Below are 17,972 nucleotides of genomic sequence, written 5' to 3' on the forward strand. Positions count from 1 at the left end.
CTTGGCGTCCAGGGCCCGCGAGCGCGCCCACCGGTTGTCAGCGGTCATGTTAGGCTTTCCCACTCCGGAGGTAGCGCGCATGAGCGAGGCCATGGAGGGGCAGATTGCGGCGGAGCGGCGGTGGGTGGCGAAGTGGCCGCGTTGGGCGGAGCGGGAGTGGGAGGACGCGGGGCCGCCCGCGTCTGGAACGGTGGTGGACGGCTACCGGCTGGAGCGGCGGTTGGGGGAGGGCGGACAGGGCACGGTGTACCGGGCGCGCCGGGGCGGGAGGCTGTATGCCGTCAAGTTCCTGCCGCTGGACTCGCCGGATTGGGCCTGGCGGGAGTTGGAGGTGCGGCTGCGACTGCGGCGCGTGGGCAGCCTGGCGGTGGAGAGCCACGGGTTGTGGCCGCACAAGGCCCCGCGTTTCCTCTACCTCGTCACGCCCTACGTGCACGGGCGCCCGCTGTACGCCTGGGCCCGGGAGAAGAATCCCACCGCGCGGAAGGGGGCCTGGGTGGTGAGGTGGTTGGCGCGGCAACTCGCGCAGGTGCATGCGGCCGGCGTGGTGCACCGGGACATCAAGGGCAGCAACGTGCTGGTGGGCAAGAAGGACGGGCGGCCGGTGCTGGTGGACTTCGGGGTGGGCACGTACGTGGGCGCGCCCGAAATCACCAGCCCGCTGGGGCTGCCGGGCACTCGGCACTACCGCAGCCCCGAGGCGCTGCGCTTCCGGCGCGAGAGGGCGGGTGAGCACTCCCCGGCGAGGGCCTCGGATGACCTGTGGGCCCTGGGCGTTGTCCTCTACTGGCTGCTCACGGGCGGCTATCCCTTCGACACCGAGGATGTGGACGAAGGGGCGCTGGCGGACCTCATCCTGAAGCACGAGCCCGAGCCCCCGCACGTGCTCAATCCGCGAGTGCCCCGGGCGCTGAGCGAGCTGTGCCTGCGCATGCTGGAGAAGTCGCCCGAGGCGCGCTTCGTGGATGCAGAGGCGTTGGGTGCGGCGCTGGAGGCGGTGCTGGCGGAGGCGGACGCTGCCTGGGACGTGCCGCTGTGCGAGCAATGGGGCCCGGACGATGCCACCACGCCCCAGGAGACGTGGCTGGGCTGGGGAGACGTGAGGGACAAGGCGCGGCGGCTGCTGGCGTACGCGCGGCGGTACCCCCGGCGTGGCCGGCCCGAGCCCCTGGCGGAGGCCTCCACGCTCGCGCGCTCCCCGGAAGACACGCCGCCCGGCGCGAGCCGTGCTCCCCAGGGAGAGGGGCCGCCATCGCCGCGACCACGGCTCGTGTCCTGGCACGCGCTGGCCTGGGGCGGTGCCGCGTTGGCGTTGGGACTGGTGGGGTTGCTCTTCCTGCTGCGTTCCCCGTCCGGTCCCGCGCCCGAGCAGTCCGCCCCCACTTCCGAGGTGACGTCCGCATCCACCATTCAACGGGTAACGGAATCCGGCCAGGAAGTGGCGAGAGTCGCGAAGCCGCCGGAAGGTGACGCAGGCGCAGCGCCCCGGAAGGCGCCAACCCCTGCGCCCGTCGCGGTTGCGACGCCCCGGAAGGACGGCACGCGCGTGAAGACTCCCAAGCAGGCTTCCACCCCCCGGCAGCAGACGCAGCGGGACACACAGGGCTCGCTGCTCGACGCCGCTGGAAAGACATGCGTCCTGGTCTGGGCCGCGGGTCAGCTCGCCTGCGCCAGCCCCGAGCCCCAGCTGCGCCCCGTCGCCACCACCTCCGCGCGCCTGCCTCCGCCCGCGGAGTGCCCCACCGGCTCCGTGGAGACGATGAGGGAAGTGGTGGGGGTGAAGAACTTCGGTGGGAGAGGCGGCGCCGAATTCCTCATCGACGGAGAGCTACTCAGCCGTCAATACATCACCGTGCGCCCGGGTCAGATGGTCACGCTCAGCATGTATGAGGCGTTTGGGAAGTTGCCAGAAGACACCGTGTACTCCGGGCAGCTCCTCTTCGGGGAGGGGCGCGTCTACGGGCGCTTCACCCAGGCGCGCACCCCCGACGGGCTGACGTACTCCGTCTGCTTCGACCTCGACGATGCTGCGACAGACGGCGAGCGCGGTGTGTGGATGGAACCCGGAAGCCGGCAGGACGCCGCGATCATCTACTCCTCGGTGAAGCTCAGGTCAGTGGAGCGCTTCAAGTAGAGACAGCGGGCGGAGCGGGAGCGGAAGAAGGGGGGATCCAACGTGGGAGGTTCTTGGTAATATCTCCACTTCGGAGGTCGCTCCCATGCCCACCTGGTTTCCCACCGCCGCCCTGTTGCTCCTCCTTCAATCGAGCGCACTCGGCCAGCCCGTCACCACTCCCTGGGACATGTCGGGCGCGCCCCGCTTCACGGTGACGGCGGACACGGCGGGTGAGGCACGGGAAGTGCCCATCAGCCCGAATCGTACCCTCTCATTCGTCTTCGACACGCCCGTCCAAGGCGAGGGCGCCGTGGTGGAGGAGCGTGAGCGTTTCCGTCAGGTTGAGTTGTCGAAGGACGGGCTCATGCTCATGCTGCTGCCCTCGGACGAGCTGAAGCCGGGCAAGCGGTTGAGGCTGACGGTGCGCTTCGCGGATGGGGCAACGCCCAAGAGCCTGGACTTCACGCTGGTGGTGTCCGCGCGAGCCGAGCCGCAGGTGGAGGTCTACCGGGAGCTGCGCCCGTGCGACTCGTACCGGCAGCAGGCCGAGGAGGCGGAGGCGAGAGCCCGGCAGTACCAGACGCAGCTTGCACGGGAGCGCGCGGAGCGTGATGCGCCCCGGGGGGTTATTGGCCTGCTGGCCTTGAATCAGATGAACGAGAAGGGCATCCGCTCCAAGCGCATCACCAAGGACGTCACCCTCCGCCCTGGAGAAGCCTTCACCGTGAAAGAGGCGGTGAGCTACCTCGCCACGAGTGGAGAGAAAGATGATTCGGTGACGAGGCTGGCGGTGGAGCTGAAGCTTCTGAACCGGGGCACCCAGCCCTGGACTCCCACGCACGCGCAACTCGTGGGTGAGGGCGGGCGATGGGATTTGGAGGTGTGGCCGCCGCAGCCCATCGCTCCGGGCGAACGGGGTCGCGTGCTGACGGAGGTGGAGCGGCCTGGAAACGCGGCTCCCGGCCGCTACCTGCTCAAGCTCTGGGACGCGAGCACGACCCGGACGGTCACCCTCTCGGGGGTGACTTTTCCGTAGGGCAAGACGCAACAGGTCTTCAAGCGCGTGCTAACCTCGGCGGGTCTCTTCGCTGGAGCCGCCCATGTCCTCGTTGCCTGTTCCCACCCAACGCCTCCGCCAGCTCGCGCTGTGGCTGCGCGCCACCCGGGTCAAAGCGGGACTCACCCAGCATCAGGTGGCCCAGGCGGCGGAACTCTACACGGAGGTGTACGGCCGGATTGAGCGCGCGGGGATGATTCCCACCGTGCCGACGCTCCAGAAGATATGTCTGATATTGAAGCTGGATTACCAGTCCCTGGTGGACAGGGTGATGCGCGGGGAGGAACCGCCGGAGGATTGAAGCCAGACCCAATGGGTTGCTCAAGACAAAGGAGCGTCAGTGGGGAGGCGTAGGGTTTCCGGGCAGCACGAGCCCCGGAGGCCCTATGAGGCGTTCTTGTTTCATTCCCGGCATTGTTGCGCTGCTGTGCCTGACGGCGTGCATGTCCTTCGTGGGCGGGCGGTGGGGTATCTCGCCCTCCCAGTTCCAGTTCCGGTCCATCGTTCCGCTGCGGGAGCCTGGGCCCGGTGGATGGAAGAGCGCCCGGGTGACGATCCAACTGTTACATGTGACGCCGGAGGGAATTGAAAGGAACGTGACGTGTCACATCGAAGTACAGGTACCGGAGTTCAATAAGTACGGTATCGTGCTGGATGAGATTGCGCAGTTGGAGGCTGCGGTTGCGGCGGACATCGCGGCGGAGTGGGTGTTGAAAACGGGAGGGTTCACAGCGACGATGTGCAACAACTTCGAAACGGAAATGGACAGCCTGCTGAGGAAAAGAATTGACGGCGCTCGCGTCATCAAAGCCATGTAATTCACCGTCCCGCATGGAAGCCAAGGCACAAGGCCGCCCTCGCAAGAGATCGATATGACCCCCACGGGCCCATTCCCTACCAGGTTGCTCGAAGTGGTTCACCAGCACTACCCGGCCAATCTCTGGACGAGCGAGGAGGGCTATGTCGAGTCGGAGCAGTACCAGCGCTTGTTGAAGGCGCGCCGGGAAGCCCTGGAGAACTCCGGGCAATGGAAGCGTCTGCTGTCCAGGCTTCGGGAGGCGCTGCCGGAATGCAGTGTCGAAGACTGGAGTGTGCTGTTCTCCGATGACAACTGCTGGCGTGTCCGGGTTTACCTGCCCGAGGTCCTGCAACACGAGGGAGGCATCAAGGAACACCGGGCCGTCGTGGTCCTCGTCAGCATCCTGGCGCCCGTGTACGTGTGCTACAGCTCCTTTCGCAGGTACAGCGGACCCCACTTATGGGGAACGCCAGGGCTCTTCTACGAGGACGTACCGGAGACGAAGCCCTACGCGGACAAGGTGGAGGCGCTGGTGCGCTCGGAGTTGGACGTGCGGCCCCTGCCTCATGAAACGCTCTTCATGCCGGTTCCTGACATCCAGTGCCGCCACACCCGTCTCGGCGAGGCCCGGCTCATCGACTGTCTCTTCACCGACGACCGCTGGTAGGGGCGCCTCTACTCCCAGGAGAGCTCGTACTCGTTGACGTGGGGCCCCGCCTGCCACGAGCGCACCTTGGCCCCTTTCACCCTCGCGGCCTCGAACGTCGCCAGGAAGCCACCCTCCACATACGGGCGGGGACTGAAGTCGCGCTTGACGGTGAGAATCCCGCTCCAGGGCCCCGTTGGCCTCACGCTGACCTCCACGCCACTCACCCCCACCAGGATGGCCCACGGCAGTCTGTTGAGCAGCCGGTAGGGATCTCCCTGCACCAGCACCAGCAGCGTCCTGCCCGCCGCCGACACCAGGAAGTTCGTCGCCGACTGTTGTCCCAGGTAGCGCAGCGCCCTCTCGAAGCCCTCCCGGCCACCGCTGTGCAGCCGCGCCGCGGCGTAGAGCAGCTCGAGGTACTTGCCCGGCGGATAGCTGAAGTAGTCGAGGAACGTCTTCTCTCCGGTCACCGCCAGGCACTGCTGGACCGCGGTCTCGCCGTCCGACTGCCGCATCACCTCCAGCACCGCGTTGAAGAGCATCCCGCGCACGGCGGCCTTCTCCGGGAGCGAGGCCAGGAGCCCGCGCAACTCCTCCTCGGAGCCGGGTGGCGGCGAGTGGCGAGCGGCGGTCGGGTCCTTCATGTGCTTCTCTGCTCCTGTCACAGCGGGGGGGCTGGGGTGATTCCACGTACACCCCTGGCAGGGCAAGGGGAGGTTCGTGCGAAACCCCGTGTACCCGTCCCGCTGCCAGAAGGGCAGAGGGCTTCGAAGCTCTCTCCGTGAAGGGTAACGGACCCTGGGAGAAAGCGGCCTTACCTCTGTGTTAAGCCGGCACTGCCGCATGAGAGAGCAGAGCGAGGACACTCCCACTCCGTCTGACGGAGCCCCCGAGGGTTACGTCGACATCCCGTTCGTCGTCGAGCCGAACTATGCCGGCTGGCGGTTCGACCGCTACCTTTCTGAAAAGCTCCGCCGTCTGACGCGCGAACGTCTCCACGGCATCATCCAGCGGGGAGTCCTCTGCGAGGGGCGTCGGCTCAAGCCCTCCACGCCCGTCTACCCGGGCCTCTCCTTCCGCATCCGCCGTCCCGTCAGCGCGGAGCCCGAGACGCCCACCACGCTGCCCACCATCTTCCAGGATGATTGGCTGCTCGTGCTCGACAAGCCCGCGGGGCTCCCCATCCACCCCACGGCCCGCTACCACAAGGGCACGCTCGTCACCCTGCTGCGCGAGCGCTTCGGCGAGGCCTTCGCCGAGCCCGCCCACCGGCTGGACCGTGAGACGAGTGGCCTCGTCGTCTGCGGGCGCACCACCGAGGCCTGCCGTGTCCTCGGCCGCCTCTTTGTCTCCCGCGATGTCCACAAGGAGTACCTCGCTGTGTGCGAAGGCCACCCGCCCGAGGACCTCTTCCACGTGGATGCCCCCATCGCCGAGGGCACCGAGCTCATCCGCATCGCCGTGCGCGTCGACGCCGTGGAGGGCAAGGAGAGCCGGACCCGCTTCGAGGTGCTCGAGCGCTTCACCCGCGGTGGCGAGCCTTTCGCCCTGCTGCGCTGCTACCCGGAGACGGGGCGCCAGCATCAGATTCGCATCCACCTGCGCGAGGCCGGCTTCCCCCTGGTGGGCGACAAGATGTACGGCCCGGACCCCGGCTACTTCGACCGCTTCAGCAAGCGCTGCCTGGAGCCCGAGGCCTGGGAGCGCCTGCGCCTGCCGCGCCACGCCCTCCACGCCGCGCGCATCTCCTTCCCGCACCCGGGCACTGGGACGGTCGTGAGCTTCGACTCGCAACTGCCTGAGGATCTCCAGGACTTCATTGCCGGACGGACTGTCACATGAGCGAAGTCCAGGGGCCTCCAGCTGATGTCAGCACGAGGGACGGGGTACCTCCCGAGGCCCTCCTGGATGTGCTCTCTGACGGCGTGACGGTCTTCGACGCAGACGGTCGCTTCACGTACCTCAACACCATGGCGGAGGGGGTGCTCGGGTTCCCGCGTGAGAAGCTGCTCGGCCGCGCAGTGGGGGAGATCTTCCCCGACTTCCGGGAGACTCCCCTCGGCGCAGCCGCCCAGCGGGCCTTGAGCGAGCGCGTTTCCATGACCATCGAGGCGTTCTACGCCCCCCAGGAGGCCTGGCTCGAGGCGCGCATGGTGCCGCGCGGGAGCCACCTCGTGGTGTTCCTCCGCGACGTGACGGTGCGCCGCCAGGCGGAGGAGGCCAAGGCGCGGAGCGCCGCCCGGCTCTCGTTGTTGCAGGAGATGACGGCGAGGCTGTCCGCGGCGGTCTCTACCGAGGAGGTGGGGGCGGTCCTCGTGCGCGGCGCCGTGGCGGCCACGGGCGCGGAGCTCGGCTGGGTGGGCCTGCTGGAGCCGGATGGCAGGGGGTTGCGGATGGTGGCCAGCGAGGGCGTTCCTCCCGAGCTGCGGCGCCAGTACGAGCATCTCCCGCTGGATGCCGCGCTGCCCCTCGCCCGGGTCTGCCTCACCGGTGAGCCTGAGTGGCTGGGCTCACTTGCGGACTTCGAGGAGCGCTACCCGCACCTGGTGGAGTTCGTGCGGGTTTCCCCCAGTCATGCGGGCGCCTATGTGCCCATGCGTGCCAAGGACACGTCCCTGGGCGCCATCACGCTCGCCTTCGCCCGGTCCCGCACCTTCAGTGAGGAGGACCGGGGTTTCATCATGGTGCTGGCCCACCACGGCGCGCTCGCGTTCGACCGGGCCCGGCTCTTTGACCGCGAACACGCCGCGCGCGCCGAGGCCGAGTCCGATGTGTCGGATCAGGTGCGTGCACGCCGCGAGCTGGAGGCCGTGGCCTGGCGGCAGCGCTTCCTCTCCGAGGCCAGCTCCCTGCTGGCCGGCTCGCTCGACTACACCACCACGATGGAGAGTGTGGCGCGGCTGGTGGTGCCCGAGCTCGCGGACTGGTGCGCGGTGGACATGCTCACCGCGGAGGGCCGCGTGGAGAACGTCGCCCTGGCGCATGTGGACCCCTCCAGGCTGGAGGCGGCACGGGAGGTCATCCGCCGCACTCCCATTGATGTGTCCGCCAAAACAGGAGCGGGCAAGGTGCTGCGCACGGGCCAGTCGGAGTGGGTCCCGGACGTCACCGACGCGCTGTTCTCCACCGTGGCCCGGGGTCCCGCGGTGCTGCCGATGCTGCGAAGTCTCGGGGTCTGCTCCTATCTGTGCGTGCCGCTGGTGGCACGCGGCCGGGTGCTCGGCTGTCTCTCCTTGCTGCAGACCGGGAGTAGCCGGCACTACTCCGAGGCGGACCTGCGGCTGGCCGAGGAGCTGGCGCACCGGGCCGCCCTCAGCGTGGACAACGCGCGGCTGTACCGCGAGGCCCAGGAGGCCGTCCGCCTGCGCGACGAGTTTCTCTCCATCGCCAGCCATGAGCTGAAGACGCCGCTCACCTCGCTGCGGCTGCAGCTCTCCCTGCTCGCACGGCTCATGAGCCCGGACTCGCTGGAGCAGGTCAGCGGCAAGCTGGGAGGGGCGCATCGCCAGGTGGACCGGCTCGCCAGCCTCGTCACCACGCTGCTGGACGTGAGCCGTATCGCCACCGGCCGCATCAGCCTGGAGCTGTCCGAGGTGGACATCTCCTTCGCCGTGCATGAGGCACTGGAGCGGCTGCGCGAGGTGTTTACCCAGGCCGGCTGTGCCGTGACGTTCCAGTCCCGGGGGCCGATGGTGGGTTGGTGGGACGCGCTTCGGTTGGATCAGGTCATCGTCAACCTGCTCACCAACGCGGCCAAGTACGGGCAGGGCCGGCCCGTCATCGTCACCGTGGAAGGAGACCGCGACAGCGCCCGGCTCACCGTGCGAGACGAGGGCATTGGCATCGCTGCTGAGGATTTGCCCCGCCTCTTTGGGCGCTTCGAGCGCGCGGTGAGCGTCCGGCACTACGGCGGCCTGGGCCTGGGGCTCTACATCAGCCGGCAGATTGTCGAGGCGCTCGGAGGACGCGTGAGCGTGGACAGTTGCCCGGGCGAGGGCTCCACCTTCACGGTGGAGTTGCCACGCGAGGGGCCGCGCCGCTGAGGCGGGCGCCGAGGGACTCGGCCTTCCGGACGAAGCCAGACAGTCCCCGCGCCCGAGCGTTCTCCTCCAGCACTCGCAGGCGCTGCCAGGCCAGGGGGAGTCGGCCCCACGCAAACTCCACCTCCGCGAGTGCCAGCCGGGCCTCGTACTCCAGTGGGATGAGCCCCTTGCGCCGTGTCTCGGCGAGCACCGTCTCCAGTCGTTTCACCGCCTCGCTGTGCCTGCCCTCCGCGGACAGCACCCGCGCCGCCACCAGGGCTGAGCCGAGCCGCGTCTGCACGTTCTGGCTTCGGGCCGCGAGGGCTTGCGCCTGGGTGCTCGCCTCGCGGGCCTGGGCGGGTTGGTTCTGTGCCAGGTACACCAGGGCCAGGGAGGTGTGGGCCTGGGCCTCTCCATCCGGCAGCCCCAGGCTGTGCAGCGTCTCCACCGCCGCGAGCAAAGGCTCCAGTCCGGCCTCGGGCTTGTTCTCCTCCAATGCCAGCAGCCCGAGCGCTACCTGCGTCTCGGCCACCTCGCTGCGACCCTCCAGCTTCCGGCGCAGGCCCAGCGCTTCCTCGTAATGGCTGCGTGCACGCACCAGGTTCCCTTCCAACAGCGCCACCGTGCCGATGCCCTGGAGGAGGTAGGCGGTATAGCGGTCGTCCTGGGTCTGCCTCGACAGGGCCAGCCCCTCTTCATAGTGGCGCCGCGCTTCGTTTGGATGGCCCTCCGCCAGCTCGAGGTTGCCCAGTGTCCACAGCCCCACCTGCAGGGCATAGCGGTAGCCTGTCTCGCGGTTCAGGCGCACGCCCTCCTCTCCGGGGTTGCGCGCCCGGGCGATGTCTCCGCGCATCAGCCGCAGCTGGGCCAGGTTGACGCGCGTCAGCCCCTCGTTGCGCCGGTCGTTGATTTCCTGCTCGATGGCCAGCGCCTCCTCGAAGAGGGGCTCGGCCTGGGCCAGCTCGCCCTGCATCATCAGGGTGTCGGCGATGTTCTGCAGCGCCAGGGCCACGCCTCCCCGGTGGTTGATGCCCTTCCAGATGCGCAGCGCCTCGGAGAAGACGCGCTTGGCCTCCTCGTAGTTGCCCTCCTCATAGGCGACGTTGGCCAGGCGGTTGAGCGTCTGGCCCTCGGAGCCCGGATCCCCTGTCTCGACGAAGATGCGGAGGGCCTGCTGGCAGGCCTCGGTGGCATCAGCGTGGTCGCCCAGGCGCAGCAGCGCATTGCACTGAGCCAGGCGGGCGCGGCCCACCAGCAGGCGAGAGCCCCGCGCGGTGCCTTTCTCCACCGCGCGCGCGGCCAGGGGCAGCACACCCTTGTAGTCGGAGAGGCTGTGCCGCACCTGGGCCTCGGCGAGGTCGATGCGCCCATCCCCGGAGGCGAGTGAGTCCATGCGGCGCAGCGCGGCGAGGGTGTCGAGGGCGTCGCGCCCCTGGCTTCCCGCGGACTGGGCGCTGGCGAGCCTCAGGCCGTGGTCCAGGTTGTCCGGGAAGAGGCTGGAGAGGGTGCGGTAGTCGTTCACCGCCTTCACCCAGTTCTTCTCCATCTCGTGGACGCGGCCCTCCACCAGCAGCTGCTCCTCGCGGGACAGGCCCTTGGCGAGCGCGAAGGCCCGGCGGGCTGCCTCGAGCGCGTGCGTGTCGTAGCCAAGCACCGCCCAGGTCTCCGCGAGGGCGGAGTGGGCCAGAGCAAAGCGGGGGTCCGCTTCGATGGCCTGGGTGAAGAAGTCCCGGGCCTTCAGCGGCTCGTAGGCGCGCAGCCGGGCGAGGCCCTCGGCGTAGAGGCGCAGTGCGGTGGTGTTGGCGGGCAGCGCAGCGGTGGAGCGCCCGGCATCCTCCGCCATGCTGGGCGGACCGAGCCTTCCCCTCAGTTGGTCGCCCATGCGCGTGACGAGCTCGAGGATCTCCGCCTGCGTTCCCCGCTCCCGAAGCATGGCCACCTCCTCACCGCTGGAGGCATCCTGCAGCCGCAGCAGGAGGCTGAGCTGGCCGCCCGTCTTCTCCGGCAGCGCCAGGTAGGAGCCGAGCACCACGAAGTCCACGCCCAGGTGCGCGCGGATGCGCGAGATCGTGTCCGGTGCCAGGCTCTCGCTGTCCGCCAGGGACAGCTCGCGCTTCATTCGCTCGACGGTCTCGCCTGCCACCAGGCGGAGATCCTCCCCCGCGGCGAGCTCGGCGGTGAGCGTCTCGGAGAAGGCCGTGGACATCCATGAGACCTCGGCCTGTCCGGAGAGGTTCTTGAAGCCAAGAACCGCCACCGAGCGGCGTGGCTTCACCTGCCGTGCCTCCACGTTGACGGGAGCGGGGGCATCCTTCCTCTGCGCCGCGTAGCCGCCGGCCAGTGCCGCGAGCATGAGCCCGCAGAGCATGAGCAGACCTCCGCGCACCCGTCGGCCCTGCTCGGGCCCGGGCACCGCGGGAATGGCGGGCAGCGAGGGGCTCGAGAGGGTGATGCGCCGGGCCTTGGCCGTGTCCAGGGGCGCTGTCTGCGGCGCCTTGCCCACCACGCCCACCTCGCACACCTCCACCGGATCCTCCACCCCGGCCAGCAGGTAGAAGCCGTGGGCTCGCCAGGCCAGCTCCGGCCCTGTCCCGCTGGTGCCCACGAAGGCGCGGCGGGCGATGTCGAAGGCGGCACGCGTCATCAACGTCTGCCCGCCCCGGGCCAGCGGCATGATGCGGGCGGCGATCAGCTTGGTGAGCCCCTCGACGTCCACCGGCTTGGCGCCCTGGGCCACCAGGTGGGGTGGGTTCTCGCGCAGCACCACCTCGCCCAGGTGGATGCCCGCGCGTGCTCGCAGCCGCACCCCCTGTTCTTGCTCCATCAATGCCAGCCGCTCGTGGTAGGCGAGCGTGTAGCGGGTCGCGTCCACCGGCCTCTCGAAGAGCAGCAGGAAGCCGTCGGTCTTGTCGATCTCCTGCCCACCGTGCTGGTGCAGCAGCTCTCGGGCCTGCTGGTCGTGCCGGGCGAAGAGCTCGGCGGCGCGGGCATCGCCCAGGGACTCGACGAGCCGGGTGCTGTCGATGAGGTCCAACAGCAACACGGTGCGGATGGCCACGCTCGGCTCGTCGAGCGGGCGGGGCACCCCGCTGGGCTGCACGAGCGTACGGACCACCTCGCGGGCGCTGGTGAAGCGCTTGCGCGGCAGTGGATCCATGCAGCGGCGGATGACCACCACCCAGCGGTGGGGTAGCCCCAGTGTCTCCGAGGACGCCGAGCCGCGGCGCAGCTGTTCGAGCAGGGCGGGCGTCTCGGACTCCGGCGAGGACAGGGCCCCCGCGAGCAGCTCCAGCAGGACGAGCCCCAACGAATAGAGGTCCGAGGCGCCCGTGGGGGCAGAGCCCTTGTGCCGCTCGGGTGCCTGGTGGGGCGCGGTGGTGACCAGGTTTCCGCTCTCCCACGTCCACGTGGGGGCGGCGAGGACAGCGCGAGTCCCCTCTGGCGCCGCCACGAGCTTCACCCGAGCGCTGCGCAGGTCCCCGTGGACGAGCCCCGCGTCATGCAGCGTGGCCAGGCCCTCGCAGAGCTGGCGAGCCAGGGGCAGCGCCTCCTGGGGCGTCAGCGGACCCCGTTGGAGCAGCCGCTCCTCCAGGCTCTCGCCTTCGAGCAGCTCCGTGGTGAGGAAGGGCTGCTCCACTCCGGACGTCTCGTCCTGGTGGCGACCCACTTCCAGGATGCGCTGCACATGGGGACTCACCACGTCTCGGGCCCGGTGTAGCTCGCGTTCGAGGCGCTCCAGCGACTCCGGGTCTCCGGCGCTCGTGCGGACCATTCTCACCGCGACGTGCTGCTGGCGCTCCACATCGAACGCTTCGTACGTCTCGTCCCGACCCACGAGGGTGATGGACCGCAGGAGCTTGTAGCGGCCCACGAAGAGCCGCTCGCTACCAGATTGGGTCATCGGAGCCGTTCCGGACGCCGGGATCGTGGCGGATTGTGCCACACGCCATCCGGGAGGCGCTCCCCCAGCCATGTCGGGAACAGGGTGCTACAGCCAAAGGAGGGGCGCTGGAAACCTTGTAAGTGGAATTCCACTTTTAGTGAACGGAAGGGGCCCCCTGTCTCGCCAGGTCCCGGGTGTGTGTCCTACCTGTTCACGGCTGCTTGCTCTTCGAGCCGAAGACCAGGAAGAGGGGCACCAAGGGAAAGCACACGAACAGCGGGAACAAGAGGGAGGCCAGCAGTCCGGGCAGCACGGAGTGGCCCTTGGCCTTCGAGTAACGCATGCAGGTCCAGGCGAAGAGCGCGAAACCCGCGGGCATGAGCGGGGAGGCGTTCTCTGGCCCCGGCCCCGTATAGGCCCCCACGTAGAAGAGGGCCATGCTGGCGGCGATGGCCACCTGGTGATTGTGGTCTTGCCACCAGTTCCTCAGCGGCTGGGTGAAACGCGCGAGGGGATGGCGCTTGCTCTGCTGGCTGGGCTGCGCGGGGGGATGGCGCTCGAGGAACTGGAGGACGGCGCCCGATGACGAGTCCACCACGAGGAGCTGCTTCCCAGCCTGGAGCCTGACGCTCAGTGCGGTGTTCTCGAGGCGCTGGAACTCGGTGGAGGGCCAGAACGTCCCGCCACGGGCCTGGGTGAGCTCCCACAGCGCCTGGTTGAACGCATGGGTGGGCAGCCGCCGCAGCATCTCCACCAACGACTCCAGTCGTTGCAGCTCCTGAGGCGGGGGCCGGTGGAGCTTGAGGCCCACGAGGTTCCGGCAGAAGTCGAGCAGGGCGCGGTGGCGTACCGGAAGGAGGGCCAACCCGTGAGGCCCGAACACGCTCAGGCCCCAGCGCTTGGGCGCCTCGTGGGTCTCATGACGGAGGTATGCCGGGCTGGTGACCACGTCGGGCACCTGGGGCTGCTCGTGCCACTGGATTGCGACCCGGGCTCCGAACTGGAGCAGCGAGGCCAGTGTGTCGGCGTAGGAGAGGGAGAACAGGGTGAGGCCCACCTTCTTCACGTGGAGGCCGATCCAACCCGGCAGCAGGGTGATGGCATCGCGCTCGAGCGTGCCCAGCGGCACCTGCACTGGCTCACCGGACCAGGGCTGCCAGAGCAGCCGTTTCGGCGTGAGCCAGACCCGCCCGGGAGAGGTCCAGGAGAGCATCCAGTCCTCGAAGAGCATGGGCTCGTCCTTTCCAGGCAGCTGGGGCAAGGGCTCGGCGGCCACCGCTTCCAGTGCGCCCAACGCTTCCTCGAAAGAAGCGCCGACCTGGGAGAGGGATTGTGTGAGCCGTTCGTGGACCAGGGCCTCCAGCTTCGCGCGCAGGGCCCGCAACTCCTGGAGGACGCGGCGCCCCGGATGCTCCTTGGGCCACTGCTCCCTGCTGGCGCGGTGCTCCACGTAGGCGAGCACCTCGGTGAGCTCCGCCTCGTGCTCCCGTGTCTGTTTCAGCAACTCCGGTTGGCTGCGCAGTGCGCGCTTCCATTGGAAGGAGCCAAGCTGCCGTGTGAGCTGGGTGTAGCGCTCTCGGGCCTGCTCGATGTGCTCCCACCGGCCTTCGAGCTGGCGGCGCAGGGCGTCGAGCGGTTGGGGCATGGGCGCGGACATTTCGGAGATTCTGCCATACGTACGGACACGCATTGGCGAGGGGGGAGGGCTCTCCTATGCTGCCCGGCTCATGAAGATCGCCCTGGTCGTGATGCCCCTGGCGGCGGTCCACCGTCCGAGTCTCGCCGCGGGCCTGCTCCAGGCCGCGGTGAAGGCCCGGGGCATCGAGTGCCAGACGAAGCACTTCAACGTCACCCTCTGGAAGATGCTGGGAGCGGAGTCCTATCGCTTCTTCTGCCATGAGGCGCCCATGACGGCCCTGGCCGGGGAGTGGGCCTTCGCGCAGGCCTTCCACGGGCGGCGTGAGGGGGCGCGGGAAGCGTACGCGCGCGAGGTGTTGGACCATCCGGTGTGGGGGTTGCCACCGGCGCTGCGCGGGCACGTGTGGGCGCTGGAGGAGGTGGCGCCCGCCTTCCTGCGCGTGGTCTTCGAGTCCTGCGATTGGAGCCAGTACGACCTGGTGGGCTTCACCAGCACCTTCGAGCAGACGATGCCTTCGCTCTGCCTCGCGCGGATGATTCGCGAGCGCTACCCGCGGGTGAAGCTGGTGGCCGGCGGCGCCAACTTCGAGGCGGGGATGGGCCGGCAGTACATGGAGCAGTACGGGTTCCTCGACTACGTGGCCACGGGCGAGGCGGACGTCTCCTTTCCCCAGCTCTGCGAGAACCTGCGCGAGGGTCGCGGCGAGGTGCCTCCGGGTTTCTTCTACCGAGAGGGCGGAGCGGTGCGCGAGTCACCCCGGCGCAAGGAGCCGGGCTACGCCAACCTCGATGCGCTGCCCACGCCCGACTATGAGGACTTCTTCCACCTGGTGCGCACGAGCGCGCCGGAGCTGGCGGCTGGAATGTGGCTGCCCCTGGAGGCCTCGCGCGGCTGCTGGTGGGGAGAGCACTCGCACTGCACCTTCTGCGGCCTCAACGGCGAGGCGATGACGTTCCGCCGCAAGAGCTGGCGGCGCGTGGTGGAGGAACTGGAAGAGGTGGGCCGGCGCCATGGCGCCACACCCGTGCAGTACGCCGACAACATCCTGGCGATGGACTACTTCAAGGACCTGCTGCCCCACTGGGCGGGCCAGCCGGTGCGGACGGAGAAGTTCTTCGAGATCAAATCCAACCTCAAGCGCCGCCAGGTGCGGCTGCTGCGCGAGGCGGGCATCACCCGGGTGCAGGCCGGTGTGGAGACGCTGGCGGACGGGACGCTCAAGGTGATGCGCAAGGGCGTGTCGGGTGCGCAGAACGTGGCGCTGCTGCGCTGGTGCCAGGAGCTGGGCGTGGACTCGCTCTGGAACGTCATCTACGGCTTTCCCCGCGAGGACATGGACGACTACGCGCGCACGCTCGCGCTCCTCCAGAAGATGGCGCACCTGCGGCCCCCCGACATCTGCTCGCCCATCCGCATGGATCGCTTCAGCCCCAACCACGCGGGCTGGCGGGAGCAGGGCTTCACCCGCATCCAGCCCATGCCGGCCTATCGGCATGTCTTCCCGCTGCCGGACGAGACGCTCCACGAGCTGGCCTACTACTTCGACTACGAGCACCCGCGTTTCAGCGAGGTACTCGCACGGGGCGCGCAGCTTCAGTCCTTCATCCTCCAGTGGCAGGAACGCCACCGGCGGCGGGAGAACGGAGAGCTCGCCGTGAAGCCGCACTGGCAGGGAGGCTTCGTGCTCGTCGACAGCCGCTTCAACCTCACGCCCGCCAGCGAGCGCCTGGCCGAGGCCACGGTGTCGCTGCTGCTGGCATGCGATGCGCCCGTCTCTCGCGAGCAGGCGCTGCGGACCGCGGCCGAGGCCACCGGCTCCTCGAAGGCCGAGGCCCTGGAGGGAGAGCTGTCCCGGCTGCTCGAGCGGGGCATCATCGCCAACATGGGCTCGCTTCTGGTGACGTTGGCGATGCTTCCGGAAGGACTGCGGACGGAGCGGCTCGCGAGAGCTCACTGACAACCAAAGGGAGGGGTGATGTCGAAGCAGACGAAGTACTTGCTGACGGTGGACTCGGCGACGGGTGCAGCCGTGAAGCTGGAGCGCCTGGGTGAAGCGGGAGACCTGACCGAGGTGCCGTTGAGCACGCTCGCGGTGGCGATTCCGGGTGCACAGCCCGCGGCCGGAGTGGGGGCTCCGTTCATGCCTCCACCGATGATGATGCCCATGATGGCCGCTCCGCAGATGCCGGCCGTGTTCCCCGTCCTCGTGCCGGCGTACGTCTATATGTACGGCATGGTTGCCCCCGCCCCGGTCGCGAGCTTCGCCCCACCAGTAGCCCCCGGCGCGAGCACGGGTTTCGCCGGCCCTGGAGCGCCTGGTGGTCCCGGGTCATATGCGGCGTTCTCCGGGCCGGGTGCGCCCGGCGCGCCGGGTGTGTCGACGTTCGCTGGCCCCGGTGCGCCCGGCAGCACCTCCGCCACGATGCAGGGACCCGGTGCACCGGGCAGTCTGGCCGGCAGTACACAGGGAACGGGGGGGACCTCTGGCGGTGAAGAGGGGGGCTCGCGGTAGGCTGACTGCGTGGACCTGACCGCCGCTGCCAAGAAACTCCAGTCGCTCCGCTCCTTGATGACCGGTCACACCGACCGGAGCGAGGAGCGGCGCATTCTCGAGCTGTTCACCGGCGCGACCGCCGCCGAGCTCAACTACCTGCTCTCCAACGTGGACTTGGACGCGTTGCTCGGCGACGTGGATGACCGCGTCGTCGGCCCGGACAACCTCACCGCGTTGCTGGAACTGTTGTGCGTGAAGCGGGCACCCGAGCTGGGTCTGCCCCTTCGCGCCGCGCTCATTACCGCGCTCCAGAAGGGAGAGACCCCCGGTCTGGCCGAGCGCATGGTGCGCGCCCTGTTCCTCGGGCTGCGCGGACGCGAGCTGTCCGAGTTCAAGAACCTGCTCGACGGCCGTGGCAGCTCCCATGATCTGCAGCAGCTGCTCTTCCACGACGTGGACGACGCGGGCATCCGGCAGGAGATCCTCACGCACATCCGCCAGGAGTCCGTGGGTGCCCCGAGTGGCGAGAACAAAGTGCTGAGCGACATCGACGACACCTTCCTCGCCAACTGGAAGGACGATCGCTACCCGTCGAAGACGGTGTACCCGGGCGTGCTCCAGTTCTACCGAGAGCTGGACCGGGGGCCAGGCATCATCCCCGGGCGCGAGGGGGACCTCACCTTCATCAGCGCGCGGCCGCAGGATCCGCTCGGCCTCATCGAGGACCGCACGCTGGAGACGCTGCGCGGGCACGGCGTGTCCTCGGCGGTGATGCTCTCCGGCGCGTTCACGCACCTGCTGGGCAACTCGCGCATCGCCGAGATGAAGTTCGAGAACTTCAGCCGCTACATCCAGCTCTATCCCGAGTACGGCTTCGTCTTCACGGGGGACAGCGGCCAGGGCGACGTGGCCTTCGGTGAGAGGATGCTCGCGGAGTACCCGGAGTCGGTGCGGGCCGTGTTCATCCACGACGTGGTTGATACCCCGGAGTCTGTTCGCCAGACGTGGCGGAGCAGGCGCATCTTCTTCTTCGACAACTACGTGGGTGCCGCGGTGGAAGCCTTCGAGGTAGGTGTCATCGCCCGGGACGGAGTTGCCCGCGTGGTCCGCGCTGCCCAGGAGGACCTGGGCCGTGTGCCCTTCACCTTGGAGGCACAGCGGCAGGCCCGGCAGGCTGAGTTGGAGCGAGATGTGCGGCGCGCGGAGGCCATTACGGGGACTCCTCGCGCCGGGTAGCAACTCCCTCACCCCAGCCCTCTCCCAGAGGGAGAGGGAGCTGCCAGGGGCTTGTTGTCGGTGAGCCCGGCAAGCGA

13 protein-coding genes are annotated in these 17,972 nt (G+C 69.0%); 10 read left to right on the top strand and 3 right to left on the bottom strand.

What is annotated here, in order from left to right; genetic code table 11:
- The first annotated feature begins 79 nt into the window (after positions 1-79).
- From OV287_RS09060 to OV287_RS09080, 5 genes are all read left to right on the top strand, one after another.
- Positions 80-2,134 (top strand): serine/threonine-protein kinase, encoded by a 2,055-nt coding sequence (locus OV287_RS09060; RefSeq protein ID WP_267533595.1) that lies wholly within the window; start codon positions 80-82, stop codon positions 2,132-2,134.
- 85 nt (positions 2,135-2,219) lie between these two features.
- Positions 2,220-3,152: a DUF2381 family protein gene (locus OV287_RS09065; protein ID WP_267533596.1), complete on the top strand. Its 933-nt coding sequence runs from the start codon at positions 2,220-2,222 to the stop codon at positions 3,150-3,152.
- Between the two features lie 64 nt (positions 3,153-3,216).
- Positions 3,217-3,474, top strand: coding sequence for a helix-turn-helix transcriptional regulator (locus OV287_RS09070; RefSeq protein WP_267533597.1), 258 nt, complete (start codon positions 3,217-3,219; stop codon positions 3,472-3,474).
- A gap of 142 nt (positions 3,475-3,616) precedes the next feature.
- The gene (locus tag OV287_RS09075) at positions 3,617-3,991 is read left to right on the top strand and encodes a hypothetical protein (RefSeq protein WP_267533598.1); all 375 of its coding nucleotides are present in this window, start codon (positions 3,617-3,619) and stop codon (positions 3,989-3,991) included.
- 54 nt (positions 3,992-4,045) lie between these two features.
- On the top strand, positions 4,046-4,639 hold the full coding sequence (locus OV287_RS09080) for a hypothetical protein (RefSeq protein ID WP_267533599.1): 594 nt from the start codon (positions 4,046-4,048) through the stop codon (positions 4,637-4,639).
- 8 nt (positions 4,640-4,647) lie between these two features.
- Here OV287_RS09080 and OV287_RS09085 read toward each other — a convergent pair whose 3' ends face one another.
- Entirely contained in the window at positions 4,648-5,265 is a 618-nt protein-coding gene (locus tag OV287_RS09085; RefSeq protein ID WP_267533600.1) for a DUF2378 family protein, read from the bottom strand.
- Between the two features lie 199 nt (positions 5,266-5,464).
- Between OV287_RS09085 and OV287_RS09090 the strand changes: the two genes are divergently transcribed.
- The gene (locus OV287_RS09090; protein ID WP_267533601.1) at positions 5,465-6,463 is read left to right on the top strand and encodes an RluA family pseudouridine synthase; all 999 of its coding nucleotides are present in this window, start codon (positions 5,465-5,467) and stop codon (positions 6,461-6,463) included.
- The gene (locus tag OV287_RS09095) at positions 6,460-8,664 is read left to right on the top strand and encodes an ATP-binding protein (RefSeq protein ID WP_267533602.1); all 2,205 of its coding nucleotides are present in this window, start codon (positions 6,460-6,462) and stop codon (positions 8,662-8,664) included. The genes OV287_RS09090 and OV287_RS09095 overlap by 4 nt, the downstream gene beginning before the upstream one ends.
- Here the strand turns inward: OV287_RS09095 and OV287_RS09100 are convergent.
- Positions 8,627-12,544: a tetratricopeptide repeat protein gene (locus tag OV287_RS09100; protein ID WP_267533603.1), complete on the bottom strand. Its 3,918-nt coding sequence runs from the start codon at positions 12,542-12,544 to the stop codon at positions 8,627-8,629. The genes OV287_RS09095 and OV287_RS09100 overlap by 38 nt on opposite strands.
- A 193-nt stretch (positions 12,545-12,737) precedes the next feature.
- Positions 12,738-14,183 (bottom strand): coiled-coil domain-containing protein, encoded by a 1,446-nt coding sequence (locus OV287_RS09105; RefSeq protein WP_267533604.1) that lies wholly within the window; start codon positions 14,181-14,183, stop codon positions 12,738-12,740.
- 70 nt (positions 14,184-14,253) lie between these two features.
- Between OV287_RS09105 and OV287_RS09110 the strand changes: the two genes are divergently transcribed.
- Genes OV287_RS09110 through OV287_RS09120 form a run of 3 tightly spaced genes read left to right on the top strand, consistent with a single transcriptional unit; the run spans position 14,254 to position 17,895 of the window.
- Positions 14,254-16,122: a RiPP maturation radical SAM C-methyltransferase gene (locus OV287_RS09110; protein WP_267533605.1), complete on the top strand. Its 1,869-nt coding sequence runs from the start codon at positions 14,254-14,256 to the stop codon at positions 16,120-16,122.
- Between the two features lie 18 nt (positions 16,123-16,140).
- The gene (locus OV287_RS09115) at positions 16,141-16,677 is read left to right on the top strand and encodes a hypothetical protein (RefSeq protein ID WP_267533606.1); all 537 of its coding nucleotides are present in this window, start codon (positions 16,141-16,143) and stop codon (positions 16,675-16,677) included.
- A 9-nt stretch (positions 16,678-16,686) separates the two neighbouring features.
- Complete coding sequence (locus OV287_RS09120) at positions 16,687-17,895, top strand: phosphatase domain-containing protein (protein ID WP_267533607.1); 1,209 nt, start codon at positions 16,687-16,689, stop codon at positions 17,893-17,895.
- The last annotated feature ends 77 nt before the right edge of the window (positions 17,896-17,972 follow it).

The sequence above is a fragment of the Archangium lansingense genome (assembly GCF_026626635.1).
In the GTDB taxonomy this organism is placed as follows: Bacteria; Myxococcota; Myxococcia; order Myxococcales; family Myxococcaceae; genus Archangium; species Archangium lansingense.

Excerpts from the sequence above, each read along its gene's own strand:
- OV287_RS09060 (WP_267533595.1), top strand. The coding sequence starts at position 80 with ATGAGCGAGGCCATGGAGGGGCAGATTGCGGCGGAGCGGCGGTGGGTG.
- OV287_RS09065 (WP_267533596.1), top strand. The coding sequence starts at position 2,220 with ATGCCCACCTGGTTTCCCACCGCCGCCCTGTTGCTCCTCCTTCAATCG.
- OV287_RS09070 (WP_267533597.1), top strand. The coding sequence starts at position 3,217 with ATGTCCTCGTTGCCTGTTCCCACCCAACGCCTCCGCCAGCTCGCGCTG.
- OV287_RS09075 (WP_267533598.1), top strand. The coding sequence starts at position 3,617 with ATGTCCTTCGTGGGCGGGCGGTGGGGTATCTCGCCCTCCCAGTTCCAG.
- OV287_RS09080 (WP_267533599.1), top strand. The coding sequence starts at position 4,046 with ATGACCCCCACGGGCCCATTCCCTACCAGGTTGCTCGAAGTGGTTCAC.
- OV287_RS09085 (WP_267533600.1), bottom strand. The coding sequence starts at position 5,265 with ATGAAGGACCCGACCGCCGCTCGCCACTCGCCGCCACCCGGCTCCGAG.
- OV287_RS09090 (WP_267533601.1), top strand. The coding sequence starts at position 5,465 with ATGAGAGAGCAGAGCGAGGACACTCCCACTCCGTCTGACGGAGCCCCC.
- OV287_RS09095 (WP_267533602.1), top strand. The coding sequence starts at position 6,460 with ATGAGCGAAGTCCAGGGGCCTCCAGCTGATGTCAGCACGAGGGACGGG.
- OV287_RS09100 (WP_267533603.1), bottom strand. The coding sequence starts at position 12,544 with ATGACCCAATCTGGTAGCGAGCGGCTCTTCGTGGGCCGCTACAAGCTC.
- OV287_RS09105 (WP_267533604.1), bottom strand. The coding sequence starts at position 14,183 with ATGTCCGCGCCCATGCCCCAACCGCTCGACGCCCTGCGCCGCCAGCTC.
- OV287_RS09110 (WP_267533605.1), top strand. The coding sequence starts at position 14,254 with ATGAAGATCGCCCTGGTCGTGATGCCCCTGGCGGCGGTCCACCGTCCG.
- OV287_RS09115 (WP_267533606.1), top strand. The coding sequence starts at position 16,141 with ATGTCGAAGCAGACGAAGTACTTGCTGACGGTGGACTCGGCGACGGGT.